9 protein-coding genes are annotated in these 18,242 nt (G+C 69.9%); 4 read left to right on the top strand and 5 right to left on the bottom strand.

The genetic code is table 11. The features are described 5' to 3' along the window. From BLQ73_RS32370 to BLQ73_RS12765, 4 genes are all read right to left on the bottom strand, one after another. Positions 1 to 11,505: WXG100-like domain-containing protein (locus BLQ73_RS32370; RefSeq protein WP_176955409.1), on the bottom strand; the 11,505-nt coding region annotated here is incomplete at its 3' end. Between the two features lie 15 nt (positions 11,506 to 11,520). Next, entirely contained in the window at positions 11,521 to 11,847 is a 327-nt protein-coding gene (locus BLQ73_RS12775) for a hypothetical protein (protein WP_093170643.1), read from the bottom strand. Next, positions 11,831 to 12,247: a YbaB/EbfC family nucleoid-associated protein gene (locus BLQ73_RS12770; RefSeq protein WP_245691038.1), complete on the bottom strand. Its 417-nt coding sequence runs from the start codon at positions 12,245 to 12,247 to the stop codon at positions 11,831 to 11,833. The genes BLQ73_RS12775 and BLQ73_RS12770 overlap by 17 nt, the downstream gene beginning before the upstream one ends. 87 nt (positions 12,248 to 12,334) lie before the next feature. Further along, positions 12,335 to 13,477 (bottom strand): SseB family protein, encoded by a 1,143-nt coding sequence (locus BLQ73_RS12765; protein WP_093170641.1) that lies wholly within the window; start codon positions 13,475 to 13,477, stop codon positions 12,335 to 12,337. Between the two features lie 61 nt (positions 13,478 to 13,538). On the opposite strand from BLQ73_RS12765, the gene BLQ73_RS12760 reads away from it, so the two are divergent. Then, complete coding sequence (locus BLQ73_RS12760) at positions 13,539 to 14,177, top strand: hypothetical protein (RefSeq protein WP_218125820.1); 639 nt, start codon at positions 13,539 to 13,541, stop codon at positions 14,175 to 14,177. A gap of 3 nt (positions 14,178 to 14,180) precedes the next feature. Then, positions 14,181 to 14,642 carry a hypothetical protein gene (locus BLQ73_RS12755; RefSeq protein WP_093170640.1) on the top strand — a complete coding sequence of 154 codons (462 nt, stop codon included), beginning with the start codon at positions 14,181 to 14,183 and terminating at the stop codon, positions 14,640 to 14,642. Between the two features lie 153 nt (positions 14,643 to 14,795). On the opposite strand, the gene eccB is transcribed toward BLQ73_RS12755, so the two are convergent. Then, a complete protein-coding gene (gene eccB, locus BLQ73_RS12750) occupies positions 14,796 to 16,190 on the bottom strand; it encodes a type VII secretion protein EccB (protein ID WP_245691037.1) in 1,395 nt (464 codons plus the stop codon). Positions 16,191 to 16,313: 123 nt separating this feature from the next. Between eccB and BLQ73_RS12745 the strand changes: the two genes are divergently transcribed. Next, a complete protein-coding gene (locus tag BLQ73_RS12745; RefSeq protein WP_143020226.1) occupies positions 16,314 to 16,718 on the top strand; it encodes a hypothetical protein in 405 nt (134 codons plus the stop codon). A 2-nt stretch (positions 16,719 to 16,720) separates the two neighbouring features. Next, positions 16,721 to 18,208, top strand: a complete 1,488-nt coding sequence (locus BLQ73_RS12740) for a WXG100 family type VII secretion target (RefSeq protein WP_093170638.1) — start codon at positions 16,721 to 16,723, stop codon at positions 18,206 to 18,208. The last annotated feature ends 34 nt before the right edge of the window (positions 18,209 to 18,242 follow it).

The following is an 18,242-nucleotide window of genomic DNA, read 5'->3' as shown; positions in this document are numbered from 1 at the left end:
CATGACGATCCGGTCAAAGCCCGGCGCCACGTCGTTCAGTGCGGTGATCATCGCCAGGGGGGCGGCCAGGCGGTCATGGGTCTGCCCCCAGACGCCGACCAGCTCGTGATCGCCTCGCAGCAGGTGCTGGGTGAATGTATCCAAACCCGCGGTCGGGAAGGGCTTCCACCTTCCGAGGTCCTCCGCTCGCAAACCGGGTGAGTGGAAGGCGGCCATATCCGACGGGAGCGTGTGCACCTCAAGATCGCGCATATGAGGGGCTTCGGCGTGCTGGGTCCATGAGAGCCAGCGATTGCGTAGGTGGAGGCCATGCTGTCGGCTGCCGCCGGTGACCTCGGCGTCCCTCAACGGTCCCGAGGTCGCAGGCGGCCTGAAGTGGCGCCCAGGAGCACCGCCACGCACGACGATAACCCTGTCGCCCATGACGGTGCTCCCGCCCTGCACGACGGTGATGGTCCCGTTGCTCAAGCCCAGCACCGTCCAGCCATCCGCATCGTGATGGACCTGAGCATCGCGATAGACCTGAGTGGGCTCCGCACCCGCCCGAGGGGAGGCCGCTGCCACGAAGAGACGGGCACTCGTTTCGGACTCGGAGATCAGGAATGGACCGCCCAGGAAGAACTGGGTGGTGCCGATCTGCTGAAATCCCGGTATGTGCAGCCCGATCTCCCCGAGATCCAGGAGGTGTCTTTCTACGGGCTCACTCGCCAATACCTCGCTCGGGGCCGTGGCGGCCCGCATTTCCAACAGGCTGAAGACCGAGGAGACCGGATTGTGGAAGACATCGACCAGGGTCACCCTGCCGTCCCTCCTGCGTTGGAGGTAGAGCCCGCCTTCGCCCAACTCGAAACCGAGGCGACCGTTGACAACCCGGAGCCGCCCCGCATCAACCAGCCGCTTCTGTTCGCTGTCCAGCTCCACCTTGGCGTAGAAGGCGTCAAACTTGCCGTTTTCGATCACCGCGAGCAATGGCATCTTCTCGTCCGCGGAGCGCAGTACAACCTGCTCGCCTTGGCGGTGGATCACCTGGAAGCCGGCGCTGCGGAGTTGCGAGAGGACAGATCCGGCAACGAAGGGGTGCTTGACGCTAAACTCCGGGTGACGTTGCCGAGAGTAGAACTCTCTGCTGCGGTCGCCAAGTTCGATGAGGAACGGGCCGCCGCGGAAGAACGGCCCCGCCACGGGCGTGATGCCTTTCGGCAGGGCGTCCCGGTAGGTGAATTTCGCTGCCGGCTCGACTGTGGGGTGGCCTAGGGTGCCTGCCGCCTCCGGCGCTCCGCTCATGTTGAGCAGGGGGCGGTAGCCGTGCAGGCTGGCGTCGTATTTGGCGAGGCCGGGCAGTTCGGCGAGGAGGCGGTCTATTTCGTGGCTGTACTTCCTCCATTCCATCGGATAGATATCCAGCGGATACATATCCAGTTTCCGCACCAGGTGCCGCAGTTCATTGCTTCGCGCGGTGTGGCAGTGGTCGCGTCCGTCGGGGTGGCCACTCAGCCTGGCGATCGACGTGTCCGGCCCGTGAAGCTGCTGGAAGATGTCGCTGATCTCGTGTAAGACCAGCCGGGCCGCCACGTCGGAGTGGACTCGGGGGGCCAGGACCACCAGGTGGGGGTCTTTCCGCGTGCCCGAGCGGACCTGCGGGCGGCCGAGGTTGCCGCCGTCCACCGGGCCGACGCTGAAGCGGAAGTACTCTCCGTCGATGAGGAGCGTGTCCTTGGTCACCCGTTCCCACTCGAGGGGGACGTCGCCGAAGTCACTCGGTTCGACCTCGGCTTCAAAGCGATCGAGGGCGTCCCGGGCCGCCAGGTCCCTCACCTCCTTTGGCCGCCCGTCGTTGACGAACATGGTGCCTGGCACCGGCCGCCCGGCAAGGCCGCTGCTTCCCGTCGGGTAGGAGCCGCCGCTCCTGTCGCCGTTGTTGGGGGCGTTCGTGTTGGCGGGTGGCAGAGCCGTCGACGGGCCCGGGGGGTGTACGCCGCGGCGGGTCAGCTCGGACCTGACCTCGTCGGCCAGGGTGCGGCCGTCCACGGTGGGGAGCGCCGCCAGGTTGATGCCGTGCGTATCGGCCAGGTCGATGAGCGTGGAAGGCAGCGTGGCGAATCGGGCCGTGAAGCCGCCGTCGTTGGGGTTGATCGGGCGCAGCCTACCGTTCGGGTAGGCCCGGTAGTTGCCGATCAGCACCTCGACCCCATACTGGCGTGCGATCAACCGGGCCTGGTCGATCTGGCCGTACGGTCGGCCCGGGAGGTCGGCCGTGAGGGTGATGACGCGTCCGGCTTTCGCCCTCGACGTGAGGGCTTGGTCGGCCTGCCCGGCCAGCACGTCCGCCAGGGAGATCGGCTTGCCGCCCGGGGCGGCGGCGCTTTCGGGCCAGTCCGGCCGTGTCGGCGGTGTGCGCTCCGCGGTGGCCAGCGCTTCGTTCAGGGCGTGGTCCGACATGACGACGGTGGCCTCGCCCGTGACCGTGCGGGGGAGGACGAACCTCTCCTTGACCTGTCTCCCCCCGTCGGTCGTCACCTCGATGAGCACCTCGTAGAGGACCTGCCAGGTGACGAGCGAGGAGTCGCCTTTGACGAAGAGCGTGTTCTCGTCGCGGCCGCCGTATCCCGTGGAGATCCCGTCGCCGACCTGTTCGCCTCCGCTGACGCCGACCTTGAACGGAGGGAGGGCGACGTTCGCGTTGCGACCGACCGGTGTCAACCGGCCGTGTCCGGCGGACACGCCCTCCGTCAAGGCGCGGCGGGCGACATCGCCGGTCTCGACTTCCGGCATGCCCCTCGCGACCACGTGGGGCTCGGAAGGAGTCGCACGGACATAGACGGTCACTACATCGTCGCCACGATGGGCCGAGTAGACGCGGCGCCCCTGCTCATGGGTCATGTGCCGGAAGGCGTCGTCGCGCCGTTCGCCGGTCAGCTGGCGGGCCATCGTACGGCGCTCCGCCTCATCGAAGCGGGAGCCGAGCACCCCCTTCAGGCCGTCGGCGACGACGTCGACGAGGCCGTTCGCGGTGGTGATCTGAGTCTGGAATCCCCTTCCCAGTTCATGGGCGCGCGGGTCGGGCCGGACGGGCTCCACAGGTTTGGACGCGCTCTCAGGCGTCGCCAGCACGGCGGGGACGACTCTCTCCAGCTCGCCGGTGAGGATGACCGAGGCTTTGTGGCGCGGGTCATTCCGGCGCTGGACGATGATCTCGATGTCCATCTCCTGCACGACGCGCGTGAAGTCGAAGGCCGCCCATCGCTGGAGGTCGATACGCTGGTCGCTGCGGGAGTTGGAGCCGGTGTGGTTGCGGTCGGTGTTCACGGCGCCGCCTCCGCCGCTGACCGTGCCTCCGACGCTCGCGCCCAGACCGGTGTTCACGGACTCGCCGACGGTCTCCTGCTGGTAGCCGTACCGCTGTTCGATGAGGGCGACCGCGTCACCAATGCCGCCCTTCTCAACGGGGGCGCGGAGCTTCGCCCTGATGGTGACGTCGATCTCTTCGGTCACGTTGCCGATTCGCAGGCTGTACGCCGTCGGCGGTGTGTCCGGGTCGGTCATGTCCCTGAGCTGGTTCCACCAGCGCCTATGGGCGAATTGAAGCGCCAGCGTGCGCCGCACCTCCGGGTTCTGGGCCAGGCCGCCCGGAACAAGGTCGTCGATCGCCCACCTGACAGCCGTGACCAGGTCGACCTCGGTGTCGCTGCCGTTCTTGACACGCAGCCTGGTCCTCTGCACGCCGCTCATGCTGACGCTGTCCGTGTAGCTCTGCGGCAGAGTCACCCGGGGCGGATTGGCCTCCAATTTGCGAACGTTTCTCAGCATTCCGGTCCACAGGCCGCTGCCGACCGCCCGGATCGCCTGCGCGTCGGGAAAAAGCTTGATGAGAACTTCGGCGAACCGCTTTCGCGTGTGCCCCTCGGGTGCGCTGTCCGCCGCTGCCTTCAACTGCTTCAGGTACTGCTGGGCGAACTTCACCGCGATCCGGCGGTCGAGCTTGAGGGTGCCGTTCAGCAGGCGTTCCGCTACGTCGGCGAGTTGGTGACCGGGAAGCTGGGTTTCCCCCTTCGTCCAGCTTTCGAGCGCGTCCGACTCCGACACGAGATAGATCATCTGGCCGTTGTGTGTCACGACCTTGCCGTCGATGTCGCCGTGGATCGCGACGTCCATGCTGAAGGCGTAGTTCTTATCGCTGACGAGGAGGCGCTCGGCGCCGCCGATGTCGTTCTCCGCCCTGCTCTTCGTCACCGACGTGGACGCCGTCAACTTGCCGTCGCCGCCCTGCCCGTCGACCGTCGCTCCGGAGCCGGCATCCGCGGCGTGGGCGGTGGTCTTCGCGGCCGAGGATTCGCGCTTGCGCATGGTGAGGTTGCCGTCGGCGACGACCGCGTTCACAACGCCATGGAAGCGCGATTCACCGGGCGCCAGCCGTACGGAGGCGGGCACGGTGGTCCTGCCCAGCAGGGGCCGGTCGACCTCCATGGTGGTCTCGTGGGTGAGGAAGAGCAGCTCGGGATGGGCGACGATCCAGCGGTGGGACAGTTCGTTGGACAGACGCTGCCAATGAGGTCCGCTGCGGGGGACGGGGTGGGGGGCCTTGTCGGCTAGAGCCTCGGCCAGGTTGTTCATATCCGCGTGGATGACGACGGCCCTGCGCAGCATCTCCTGCGACGTCGAGTGGGCAGGACCCGGCTCGCGCGCAGTGCCTTGATCGTCGGCGTAGGGAAGTGTGCCGGCGAGCATCAGAAGCTCGGCAGTGCCCCTCCCTTCGGCGAGCGGGGTTCGAGAGCCGTCGGCGCTGATCAGGTCGACCTGCGCCGTATGGTTGAGCGCGCCTGCCACGGCTTCGCCCTCGACCAGCGTGACCCCGTTGACGATCACGCTCTCCGCGGTGGTGTGCGTCGTGGCTCCGCGCCGGCTCACTCCGGCGCCCGCGCTGACGCCCGCGCCCTCGACCTTGCCGTTGAGACCGGCATCGGCGCGTGCGACGTGCGCTCGGGACTTGGACACCACCCGGGTCGAGCCGTCCGAGCCGATGTAGAGCACGACGACGACATCGGATGACCTGCCCTGGTAGACGAAGGACTGCCAGTCCTGCGTGAGCCGTACGCGCAGGGTTTCATAGGCGACCCCTCGGCCCTTCTCATAGGAGACCAGGGGGATCTCCACGCCGTCCTGTGCGGCCATGTTGTAGTCGATGGCCAGCCGCTCGCCGGCCGCCGACTCCTGGTTTCCCATCGGGAGCAGGCCGTCGAGACGCTCCGCGTTGATCCGTTGGGCCTGCGCCTTCAGAGGATCCGCGTCGTACTGCGGGACCCCGTCGACCTCCGGGGCGATCAGCCCTCGTGCCTGCAATTTCGCCTTGGTCTCGGCGAAGAGCTTCTCCGCGTCGGTGACCTTCTTGACCAGCCCGGGGCCGAGGCCCCGCGTCTGCCCGTCCCCGTCGCCCAGCCAGAGCGCCGGCCGGCCGAGTCGCCCGTCCGGAGCCTCGACGCGGGGGTCCTCGCCGCGGAGCACCACGGTGCCGTCCGGTCGCCGACCGGCGACCGCGTCACGGTCCACCGGCAACCCGAGTGCGAGGGCTTCCTCGACGGAGAGCGCGACCAGCACCTGGCTGCGCTGGACGATCGGCTGGAACGTCGGGCCGCCGACCTTCCCGAGCGTCGCCGCGACGTCCACGTCCATCACGTAGAACTGCGTGTAGCCGGCCTTGCGTAGAACGTCCGGCTGGATCGCCGTCCCGCCCGCGCTGTCCACGGTGGTGGTCGACGTGGGGCGGTTGTACCCGGTCGACGCCCTGGCCACGTCAGAGGGCAGCCCTTGGACTGCTACCGAGACGCCGTAGTTCCGGGACCCGGTGGTCGCGGTCTCCTCAGCCGACCTCGTGAAGCCGACGGTGACGCGTTCCCAGAACACACGGTCGGAGGCGGTGCCGACGGGGACGGCCGAGGCGAGGTGCGGAGTCACCTTCAGCGTCAGACTCTCCGTCTGCTCGCCCTCGGACAGGATGGGACGCGTGTAACCCTGGGCATTGTTGATCGCGGGAGCCAGCATGTTGCGCAGTTCCTCGACCACCAGGAGGTCCACCTGGGTGCGCCTCGGATCGCCGACCGGCGCGTTCAGACGGTCCGCCACCGCGTCGGCCAACTCCTGGAGGCCGGTGAAATCCCGCAGCATGTGGTCAGGGAACGGCCCCGGCCGCCGAAGAGCCTCGGGTAGATACACCACCTCCCGGGGAGCATGCTCAAGAAGGGGGTGCCAGATCCACCCCCGCTGCGCCTCCGGGCCGGTCACGCGGACCGGATCGGACCACTGCCCGTCGGCCAGGACCCGCATCTCCAAGGTCACTTGCGCCCACTCCCACATCGACGTGGGACCACGCAGCGCCGCGACACCACCCCGCGTGAAGCGCTCTTCCGTACTGATCTTCGCCGACCGGCTCCATCCCTGCCCGGCGTTCACGTCCATCGCGAGGAACTTCGGCAGTATCACGCCCTTCAGCTGCAGGAGGGGGCGAATAACCTGGACCAGGTTGAGACCGCCGCTGAGGCCGCGGGACGTCTGGTGGGCGCGGGAGACCGAGCCGCCGCCCTCCTGGAAACCGCCGGTGATGCTCTCCGAGTGGTTGTACGGCGGATCGGCGACCTCGCTGAGGTCGGCCAGGTGCAGCTTGACCTCGACGATCGTGCCGTTCCCGCCCGGCAGCCGGATGCGTCCCCCGCCCTCCGACATCACCCGTCGGAAGTTTCTGTGGATCTCGCCGTCCAACTCCTCCCGCGTGTATCGGTGCGCCACTCCATGCCGCGCCAGCAGATCGTTGAGCGCCTTGGTCGACGCGTCGAGGTTGGCGAGCCTTCCGTCCAGGAACATCATGCGCTGCGCCACCTGCGGCGGCAGTGCGGCGTCGCGCGCCGCTTCGAACGCGGCGCGGGACGCCGCGTACGTCTGGCGCGCCCGGCCGGCCTCCACTGAGGAGGTGTCGCGGTTCAACGCGGCCAGCAGCGCCACCGCGTCCTTGTGAGCCTGCTCGGCCGCGTCCCGCATCGCCCGGTACCCCGCCGCCAGGCGGTCGTGGCGAGCGGCGTCGGTCGCCTTCTTGTCGGCCTCGGCCATGTGGCGGCGCGAACGCTCCGCATGGTCCGTGTCCTTGTGCTTCGTGGCGGCGACCTGCGCCTTCCCGGTCTCCTCGGCGGCCTCCCTCCTCGCGTTCTCCGCGTGTTCCGCATGCCTGATCGCCATCGTGGCGGCATGCCCTTCGTCCCGGCTGAGCCGGTCCGCCGCCTCCCGCACGCGCTGCCACGCGGTCATGGCGGGCGGCGCGGTGGGCGCGGGCGGATAGGCCGGCGGCGGCGGATAGGCGGGCTGGGGTGGGACAGTGGGTCGCGGTGGGATGGCCGGTTTCGGCGGCGCGGTGGGTCGCGGTGGGTAGGCAGGCTGTGGTGGTGCGGTGGGTCGCGGCGGCGCGGACGGTTTCGGTGGCGCGGACGGTTTCGGTGGGTAGGCGGGCTGGGGTGGGACGGTGGGTCGCGGTGGGATGGCCGGTGGCGGCGAGGCCGACGGCGCGGTGGCCAGCGCCGCCTCGTAGCGGCGCTGGCGCTCCTCGGCCGCGCGGACCCGCTCCGCGAGATGAGCGGGGTCGACGCCGTCGATGTCGACGGCGCGTACCGCGTCCACGGCACGCTCATATGCGTGGCGTGTCCCGGCCGCGTGCCGTCGCACCTGGTTATGCGCCTCGGCGTGCAGGTTCAGTTCCTGCGCGGTGTTGGCGTACCGCAGGGCGGCGTTCAGGTCGCCGCGCGCGGCGACCTCCGCGCCCCACTCGGACGCCTGCCGCGCCGCCGTGTAGTAGGCCGTGGTCGACTCGCCGTGGCTCTCAGCCGCCGCGCTGTACGCGTCGGCCTGCCGTACCAGCGCTTGCCTGAGCAGTGAGGCCGCTTCCTGCCGTCCATCACGTGCCGTGTCCAGCCGCCTGACGGCATCGGCGACCCGTGTGTCCGCGGTGGCCAGCGCGTCCGACATGAGCTGACGGAACCGTAGCTCCAGGTTGTCGGCCCGTTTGAGCGCGGCGTCCCGGTTGGCGGGGGTGTGGGCCTCGACCGAGGTGCGGTAGGCCTTCGACGCCTGCCGGGCCGTGGACGCAGCCTCGGAGTAGATGTCGGCGGCTGTGAGGAACCGGCCGCCGTCGTTGCGGCCCTCCCCAACAGACCTGGCCGCGTCGAGGTTCCTGTGCGACAGCCGCAGCACGTCGGACGAGGCCTGCCTGAGCCTGTCCGCGTAAGTGTCCCGCCCGTTCACCGCCGCAGGTCTCTCGTTGATCAGCCGGTACGGCAGCGCCTCGTGCTGCAGGACGCGGCGATACTGGGCGTGGGCCTCCTGAGCCCTCATGATCTGGACGACATCCGGGCGCCCGGTGCCCTGATCGAGGGCTCTTTCGTAGGCGAGCCGCGCCTTTTCCGCCTCCATGCCGGCCGAGTCGTAGGACGTGGCGGCCCGGGCCAGCGTTTCCGACCTACTGGACAGCTCCTCGTACCGGGCGTTGTCGCCGGCCCTCAGGGCCGCCATCGCCCTCGCGAGCAGACGGGCCGAGTTGGCGTTCGCGTTCGCCGCGAGCTCGCCCAGATCCTCCGCGGCATGGTGGAGCTCCGCGACCTGGCCGCGCAGGGTGCGCCGCAGCGCGGCGACGGCGTCCTGCTCGGCGGCGTGCCGCGCCTCGAGGTCGGTGAGGGAACGGCCGACGTTCCGCACTGGTTCGGGTGAGGAGGACGGGGGATGGCCGAGTTCGGTCAGGTGACTGTCGACGATGTCGAGTTCACCACGCCACTCTTGCCGCTCTGATTCGGTGGTGGAGTTGTCCACGCGCCTGGCGAGGAACGCGCGGTCGCGTTCGCGCGCCGTCAGACACTCGTCGCGGCGGCCAAGGCTGCCGCCGAGTCGGTCACTGAAGCGACCCGGGGCCAGGCGTGCGAGCGCGCTGCGGGCGTCTCGGGGTTCCGCCCTGCGCTGCAGGGCGTCGCTGACCTCGTGCATGAGAGCCCTGGTCAGCTGTTCGGCGGGGATGCGGGGCGCCAGCCGTACCCGATGGGGGTTGTCCCTGGTGCCCGCGCGCACCCGTGTGCGGCCGGTCCGTTCGTCGATGACGTGGCCCACTTCGAGGCGGAAGTACTGTTCGCCCAGGGTGGGGGTGGTGACGACAAGCGTGTCGGCGTTGACCCAACGCCAGTCGTCCACGCCGAGTTCGGAGCGGAGAGCTTCGGTGTTGAACCTGGCCCTGACCTCGTCGACCGTGACGTCGGACCGGTCGTCCGGACGGCCGGAGCCTCTCAGTTTGGAGCCGGGGAGTGTACGGCCGTACACGACGTCGAAGTCGCTCTGATGTGCGTCACGAACCCAGCGGGAGAGCAGGACGTTGGCGGGGTCCCGCCGGTCGGCACGGTCGTTGTCCGAGGTGGCGGTTGTGGGCGTGGGTGAGACGACCGCGTGGGCGGGAGTGATCGGGATGGGCGCAGACGGGGTGGCTGTGTCGGCGGAGCGGGTCTGGCGGCCGTTGTCGGCGGTCGTCGGCGTGGTGTCGGCCTGGCCGGTGGGGGTGGCCTGCGGAGTTGGCGAAGCCTGGCGGGCGCCGGCGTTCTGGGCGGCGGGCGTGGTCTCGCGGGCGGCCGAGGTGTTCTGCGCCGTCGGGCTGTCGCCGGTCCGGCCGGGGTCCGTCGCGGCGCGGCCATTCTGGCCTGCGTCGGCGACCGGCCGACTATCACTCGCGCGGCCGTTCTGGCCTGCCTCTTGGGCGGCCTGGGTGTCGGACCCGGCGCGGCCGTTCTGGGCCGCCGGGGTGTCCGTCGCGGTGCGGCCGTTCTGGGCCGCCGGGGTGTCCGTCGCGGTGCGGCCGTTCTGGGCCGCGGGGGTGTCCGTCGCGGTGCGGCCGTTCTGGCCTGCTTGCTGGGTGTCCTGTGCGGTGCGGCCGTTCTGGGTGGCCGGGGCGTCGGCCTTGGGCGGGGTCGCGTCCGGGGTGCTCGAAGGTGCCGTACGGCGTGCGCTGTCGCCGTTGGCCTGGCTCGCGGGAGTGTCGCCGCTCTGGGGGGCGCGTCGGCCCGCGTCGTTCGGCTGGCCGTTCCTGCTCGTGTCCTGGTCGGCTCTCGCCTGCGCGTCGCGTAGGCCGGCGAGGCCGGGGGATGAGGTGTCGGCGACTTGCACTCCGCCGGAGCGGGCTCCCACACCGGCCGGTTGGCGCAGGTCGGAGGTGGCGCCGGCCGTCGTGCCGACTCCGGCGAGGGCCGGTGCGGCGGCGGGAGAGGCCGCGGCGGGCGGCATCGGACCGGTGGGGCGGGGCGACCCCGACCCCGATCCCGGCGACCCCGACCCAGGTGCCCCGGGCCCAGACCCGCCGGGTGTCGTGTTCCCGGCCGCCGCCAGCGCGGAGACGAGTCTGAACGGCGCCGTGACGACGCTGACGTTGGTGGGCGCGATGGTGTTGGTTCTTCCGACGCCTGCGGCGAAGCCGCCGTAGTAGGACTCGGCGGTGGGGGGTGACCACTGCCCGTAGACCAGCCCGTTGGCGAGGACGCTGCCGACCGGCGAGGCGACCATGTTGTTCAGGCCGGTGCCCAGAGCCCGCCCGGGGAAGCGGCGAAACGCGTTGGCCACGCCGGGGGCGTCACCGGCGCGGCGGTTGAGGTGGCTGATGCCGGGCAGGCTGTTCGCCAGGCGCGATGTCCGGTCGCCCAGTTTGGTGCCGACCAGCGTGCCGGCGACCATGCCGACTGCGGCGGCCCCAGTCTTCTGCCAGTCCCAGCGGTCGCGGGTGCCGAGCTGCATCTGCTTCCATTGGGCGCCGGCGTCGGCGAGGATCTCTTCGGTCTCTTCGAACAGTTCCTTGAAATACACGGCGTTCCTGGCGTTGGCCAGGCTGGTGACGCGGCCCCACGCGCCGGACAGGGGGCGGGCCGCGGCCGTGGCGAGGCGCTGGAGGAGCTGTGCGATGCGGACGACGCCTATCCGGGCGAGTAACGTGACCGTGCTCGCGACGAACGGGTTGGCGACGGCCGCGAGAAGCGCGATGAAGATCGCGCTGACCGTGATCCAGAACGTGATGATGATCGTGAGCTTGGTGTACTGCAGCTCCTGGGCGTAGTAGCCGGTCTGCGCCGCGTAGGAGTTGGCGGCGGCGGCCTTGGCCAGCAGCCCGGTCTTGTCGTCGTAGTGTTCGGCGATCCGTGCGAACGCGTCGGGCTTGACGGGGGAGTCCCAGGCGTCCGAGATCGTCTTGACGGCGGTGCCGGTCAGTTCCAGCGGCTCCAGCAGCAGGTTCCGCATCTCCACCCACGCGAGGCAGAGCTCTCCGCAGAGCTTCTCGTTCGCCTTCTCCTTCGGAAAGCTCTGTCCTGATGCGAGCAGCGGGATCAGGAAGTAGTCGACCCAGTCGGGCAGGGCCTCGGTCTCCCACGGTGGCCGGATGTTGGTCGTGGGGACGGCGAAGTCCTCGCCGGTGGTGCGGGTTGTGGTGTTGACATTGGGTTTTCCTGCCGCCACGGCGTCCCGCTCCGGTTAAATTTTGCGCAGCGACGCTTCGTTCGCCGCGTCAGCGTTCAAGGTGTTGGCGATCGTCGTACGCATGCGGGGGGCGAGGTCGCCGACCTGCTTGACGAGTCTGTCCGTCTCGTGAAGCAGTCCGTCGGGCCCACCGTTCGCCAGGTAGTTCGTCAGGAACGACGTAGCCTCCGCCCCGTCGCCCCACGGCTCGGCCGCGCTGAGCGCGCGGATGCGGTCTCGTATGGCGGGCCAGCGGTTGGCGAGGCCGGTGCCCGCTGCCTCCAGTTGGGCCAGGCCGGTGGCGATGGGCTTGGCGACGCGCAGGTCAGGTTTGTTCGCCATGGCGGGGCCTCTTTCCAGCCATCTGGTCGGCGAGGTGGCCCATCATGGCGTCGAGGTCACCGTCGAGCTGGGCCCGCACCTGCTCGGCCGGCGCCAGTGGTTCGAAGAGTTCGACGACGGCGTCGGCGGCTTTGGCGCTCGCCCGCCGCAGGGTCTCGGTGATCGTGTCGGCCAGGCCGCGCGCGTCGGGCCGTCGGAATATGCGAGGGTCGAGGTCAAGCCTGATCAGGTCGCCCCGCACGCCCACGGTCGCCGACACCAGGCCGTCCCGTGAGGTCTCGGTGACCTGGATGGCACGGGCCTGTTGGTGCAGGGTTCTGGCCTCACCCTGCATCTTCATGAAGGCAGAGCGCAGCTCATCGGCATAAGCCTGTAAACCGGCAGCATCGGTGTAATCCACGTAGTCGCTCCCCCAGTCCGGCGCTACTGGGGCGAAAGCTATCAAGAACAACCATTTTTTCGGAAGAGTTGAAAGTTAACTTTCGCGTTACCTGAAATCCACAGTGACGGTGTGTTCCCGAAGCCCCCTGATCTCGTCCTCCGCCGTCCAGCGCCGGTGAACCCCCCGGTCGACCCGCTCCAGCCCCAGGTCACGGGCGACCGACACCCGCCCGCCGGTGTATTCCAGCAGCAGTTCCCCATCCCGCTCGTCCACCACCTGGAACGGTGCCCCCGCCCACTCGCAGACGGCTGTGACGAACCGGAGCTCCTCGCACTCCTCGGCGGGGACCGCCGTGCCGTCGCCCAGCCGTACCCACCAGCGGCCCTCGCGCAGCTCGGGCAGGACGTCGTGCTCGCCGTCCCGCCACCGCGCCCGGTAGCCGTGCCACCGCCCGCCGACCCGATGCTCGAACCTGGCCTGCAGGATCTCCTCGCCGTCGGCGGTGAGTTCCACGATCTCGCTGCCGTACGGCAGGCCGACGCCGTCGACCTTGTACTCCCGGATGACGTGGTTCACGTTCGGCGCCAGGCCCATGCCGGTGAACGGCTCCTCCTCCTCGGCCCAGCCGTGCGGCCCGCCGTACGGCGTGCGGTAGAGGACCGGTCCGGCGGCGGGCCAGCGCAGGATGTTGACCGAGCCCTGCTCGGTGAGCGCCTCGTCGCGCAACAGGGCGTCGGTCAGCAGGGAAGGCGTCGCGACGTGCTCGACGTCCATCGCGTGGTGGCAGTAGCCGGAGACCCGAGGCGACTCGCTCGCCAGCAGGGTCGGGATGTCCCTGGGGCGCAGCAGCATCTGCACGGTCGGTACGGCGTGGCCCGCCGCGTGGTCCTGCTCCAAGGTGGGAACGGCGAGCCGGGCGACCGTGCCCGACTCCAGATGGAACGAGACCGGCAGGCCCGGGTTGACCGCCAGCCCGAAGGCGAGGTCGGGCCAGCCCGCGGCCAGCTCCACCAGGGACACGATCCGGTGGTGCTCAAGCCCTGTCACGGTCCGCATGGCCTCCGCCGAGGTGAAGGCCAGGATCCATGTGCGGTCCGGCCCGTCGAAGGCCGGCCATGCGACATGTGCGGCGTTCACGTCGATCGGGAAGGCGAAGTCGGCCTCACGCAGCAGCGCCAGGCACAACGTCAAGTCGTCGCCGGCGTGGGCTTTGAACAGCGCTTCCTCGAACGGGCTGGAGGCGTTCATGGGCCGTCACCCTAGTGGGCTCGCCGTTCCTGTAGGTAGGTTGACGAAGGTGACATATCCCGTGGCGCGCACACGCGACGAAGCCCTCCTCTACCTCGACCTGCACCCGTGCGAGTGCGGCTCGATGGAGACCGACTGGGAGAAGAGCACGATCACCGACGCCGGGGGGCTCGCCGCCCGCTACGGCGGCGCCTGCGCGGAATGCGGAGCCGAACGCGAATACACGTTCGCACTGCCCAACCGCGAGACGTTCCCGAAGGGCTGGCCCACGTACGGCGGAGCCGAACCCTCGCAACTGCTCGACGCGGGGGAGTGGCTGTTGGTGTCCGACCGGGTCGCCTCCAACGTGCCGCCCGACGCGGAGAACGCCGGCCACGCGCTGTCGATGGCGCGCGCGGCCGTTGAGGAGGTGCTCAAGTTCATCCCCGAGGACCAGGAGCGGGTGCCCGACCACGGGTTCTGGACGGAACGCGGGGTGGAGTTCCGCGAGGTCGAGCCGGGGCGGTTCCGCCGCGAGCGGCTCGAAGTCGTTCGCGACACCTACCTTGACCTGCACCGGGAACTGAACCGGGCCCCGCGCCCCGACCAGAGCCCCGCCCCGGATCAGGACGCGTCTCAGGACCGAGGTCAGGACGCGCCTCAGGACAAGCGGCAAGGCGAGGACGCGCCTCAGGACAAGCGGCAAGACGAGGAGGGGTAGCGCGTGGAGCGCGCCAGGACGCTCGCCGAGGCGAGCATCTACATCACGAGCAGGCGGGGGGCCGTGGACACGTCCCTCCGCGAGGACGCGGAGTCGTGGGCGGTGGTCGTCGACGACACGTTCGAGGTCGAGGTGCCCTACGCCGATGAGGCGGCGGCCCGGGACGCGGGGGCGCGGTTCGGGGTGGGGCCGTCGGAGCTGCTCGACGCGGGCCAGTGGGCGAGGGTCGCCTCGGAGTACGCCACGCGGGCGTTCGTCGAGGGCGACACGCTGAACTGGGTGTATGCCAGTGAGGCTCTGCGGGAGGTGCTGAAGTTCCTGCCGCCGGAGGCGGGGGAGGTGCCCGCCTCGGCCTTCTGGACGCCGGACGGGCGGGCGGCCTACTTCGCCAACCCGAAGCTTTTCACCAGGGCCCGGCTGCTGGAGGAGATGGAGATCTACCGGGACGGCTACGAGGCGCCGTGACGGCGGGGCGCCGCGGCGCCCGAGGAGCGTCCCCCTGGATGGAGGGGGACGCGTGCGGCGGGTGGGGCCGGGCGGGCTGTGCCGTACGGCGTGGCGCGCGTGGCGCGGGCGGGCTCGGCGCGCGTGGCGCGGGCGGGCTCGGCGCTCGTGGTGTCACTGCTGGATCGGGGCGAGCGCGGCGGCGGGGTCGAGCACGGGTCCCTGGGGGATCAGGTCGAGCAGGTTGCCGGGGACCGGGGCGACGGACGCGCTGTCGTAGCCGAGTTTCTCCAGGACTTCGGGTGTCTTGAGGGGGAACTGGCGGCCTTGGTCGGTGATGAGGAAGTACGTGTTGATCGCCGAGGCGAGGTTCTCGCCCGGTAGCCGTCCGGCGACGGCGGCCGTGCCGGGAGGCAGGACGACCTGGTCGAGTTTGCCGGTGCCGCCGCCGGTCCTCGGGGCGGGGACGGTCATGGTGCCGCCGACGGCCAGGGTGGCTTTCATGGAGCCTTTCTGGGTGTCGGCGTAGACCGCGCAGATCGGTGAGGCGGACGGCGGGGTGATCAGTTGGGGCATGGTGGCGGGGAGCCCGGTGTTCGCCTGCTGCTTGGACACGGTGGCGTTGGCCGTGGCCGTGTCGATGTCGATCGGCGCCACGCGCTCGCTGCCGTATGCGCGTTTCGTCTGCTTGTCGTCCAGCAGCAGTCTGGCCTCGGTGACGGTGATCTGGGCGTAGCCATCCTGGAGGAGGACATACCAGCGTTCGGGGGCGCCCGCGGCGGCGGGCGCTTTGAACACCTGGCCGACTTTGCCCGCGCCCGGCACCTTGCGGCCTCGGTCGGCGATGCCGCGCGCCCGGAACTCGGGGCCTTCGGGGATGGCGTTGATCCATGTCGCGGGCACGTTGCGCTGCGTTGTCGCGCCGAGGGAGCGCAGCCCGTCGGCGCTGATCCGCATGCGGCGGTCGTTCCACAGCACCCACGCCTGCCTCTGGTCGTCGCGTACGGCTATCGCCGCCCCGCCGACCGGCCGGCCGCCGACGTCCTGCCCGCCCACCAGTGTGACGTACGTCTTGCGCCCGTTCACTTGGGCGGGCCCGTCGGCGATGCAGGCCGACCACGGGCCTTTGACCAGTTTGTCCTTGGCGGGCAGCGAGTCCGGTGCGCCCGCGATGCCCACTGTCGGGCCGCGTCTGAAGGCCGCGAGCGAGGCCGCGGTCACGTTGCGCACTTTCACCTGGTTCGCGTCGAGTAGCAGCCGCGCGGAGACGTAGTTGGCGGCGGGCAGCAGTTGTCCCCGCTCCTGGCTGTAGACGTAGGCGGCGCCGGTCTCCTCCTCGATCAGCAGCTGCCCTGGCTCTTCGAGTTTGGTGGCGTTGCCGGGTTTCAGCAGCCCCCAGATCCCGAAGCCCGCCACGATGAGTACGGCGATGAGCACTCCGCTGAACATCGCCACGTTCTGGCGGCGCATCGGGGACTCAGGCACGTCGGGTTCACCCTGGAGGAGTGCCATGCCCATGCGCTGCACCATCAGCCGGTGTGCCTGGTAGAGATCCTTGCGGGTCTGCACGTCACTCCCTTCACGCGGATTGTTGAGACAGCTTAGAAGTGCAATCGAGCGATCCAAGATGTTTCTGTACGGTTTGCCTCCCTTTCGCTAGTCTCTGTGCTCTGTCGTTCACGGGGAGATGTTGTGGCGGATGCTGCTGATGTGCCCGCCGGCTACGGGGGCTGGAGCCTGGAGTCGGACTGGCCCGGCCTGACGGCCGAACGCGATGAAGTCGTCTACAGTGCCGACAAACTCAAGAAGATCGCCGGTGAGCTCGAAGTCATGCTGAAGGCGCTGGAGGGGTCGGGTGCCGGGTCGCTGAGCCACCTCGCGGCCAACACCGAACTTTCCGACCAGGGTTCCCTGGTCAAGGGGGTCGACCGCTGGAACGGAGGCAGCGCCTTCTTCGACACGCTGAAGGACGCCAACCGTGAGTTCACCCAGGTCTACACCGATGTCGCCGCCCGCTTGAAGGCGGTTGTCTCCTTGATCGAGGTCGGCGCGGGCATCTACGACAGGGCAGGTCAGGCGAACCTCGGCAAGGGGTAAATGTGGCAGACAACGGGGACAAGAAAACTCATCTCATCAAGGCCATCTGTCCCGACATGGGGGTCGACGACGATGGCAGGAGCGTCGCCCAGGTCAAGCAGTTGATCCAACTGCTCGACCCGAAGCGGATCGAGAAGGCGGGCAACGCCTACGTCGACGCCGGCGGCGTGATGTACAAGCTTCAGTACGACCTCGAAGAGATCAGCGTGAAGCTCGCGTCATGCTGGGAGGGCAAGGCGTCGGTCGAGGCCCAGAAGGCTCTCCGGCTGCTGCACGCCACAGTCCGCGAGTTGCAGAACCGCCTCTTCGACATGGGCCGGCCGCTGGAGCACCTCGGCAGGAACGTCCTGCCGGAACACCAGCGGTTCGTGAACGACGAGGGCTGGGATTTGGGAGCGCTCGCCCAAAGCTGGAGCGCCGGGGGGTCCACCATGGACGACAGCATCCCCTCCAACTACCGCGTGATGGGCGGCGGCACGCAGTTCGGCTCGCCGGACGAACTGGCCGGCAAGCACCTGGCTCTGCTCAACAGAGATCTGATCGACACCTACGAGCTCCTGCCCTCGGAAGTGCACAAGGAGTTGCCCAAGCTGTCGACCCCTGAGGGTGCCCCCTTCACGGCGACACCGGCCGGGGGCGGCAAGACCGGCGGGCTCGGCGGGGGCGACTCGACTGCGTACGGCTCGGCGGCGGGCGGCGGCGGTGCCGTACCCGGAGGGTCTTCCCCCGGCGGCTCCTCGCCGTACAGCCCGGCGGCATTTGACCCGTCCAGCAGTGCCGGCAGTGCCGGCAGTGCCGGCGGTGCCGGCGGTGTCGGTGGCACGGGCAGCGGTGCGGGCGGTGCCGGTGCCGGATCGGTCGGCGCGGGCCGATCAGGCACCCCCGACATGCCCGATGTGCCAGGTGTGCCCGGGGCGGGGGACACGGCCGGTTCGTCGGCTCCCGCCGTACCCGCACCGGGTTCCACGCCCACGCCGGATCCGAGCGGCGCGACCCCCGGCACCGGGCAGGTCCCCCGGGTCACCGACCCGAACGACACCACCGCCTTGGCCGGCCAGCCTTCGGCGGCCGTCCCGACCTTCCCGCCGGCACCCGCATCCTCCGTCCCCATCGGCCAGGTCCCGACGTCCTCCATCCCGACGTCCTCCATCCCGGCCACGTCCATCCCGGCCACGTCCATCCCGGCCGTGACACCCGGCATCGCCCCCGGCATGCCCGCGACCAGCGGCGGTGCCGGCGGTGCCGGTGGGGGTACCGGTGGCTACGGCGGTTCGCCCGGCGGCCAAGGAACCCCCGGGGCCCGTACGGCGGGAGCCGGTGTGCCGGGCGGTGCGAACGGCATGGGCGCCATGCCGTTCATGCCGATGGGCGGCATGGGCGCAGGCCCCGGCGGCGAAGCACAGGAGCGCGAATCGTCGACCTGGCTCCGCGAGGACGACGACCTCTGGGTCGGCCAGACCGATGGGGTCGTGGGCGACACCATCGGCTAGACGACAAGGCCCCTACGCCGGCGACCTCACGACC

The organism is Sinosporangium album (assembly GCF_900100605.1).
GTDB classification, from domain to species: Bacteria; Actinomycetota; Actinomycetes; order Streptosporangiales; family Streptosporangiaceae; genus Sinosporangium; species Sinosporangium album.
Note: the sequence above shows the minus strand (reverse complement) of the source record. Positions and strands in the feature narration are given on the sequence as shown.

Bases quoted from the DNA above. Each gene is read 5' to 3' on its own strand.
- BLQ73_RS12775 (WP_093170643.1), bottom strand. From the start codon at position 11,847: ATGGCGAACAAACCTGACCTGCGCGTCGCCAAGCCCATCGCCACCGGC.
- BLQ73_RS12765 (WP_093170641.1), bottom strand. From the start codon at position 13,477: ATGAACGCCTCCAGCCCGTTCGAGGAAGCGCTGTTCAAAGCCCACGCC.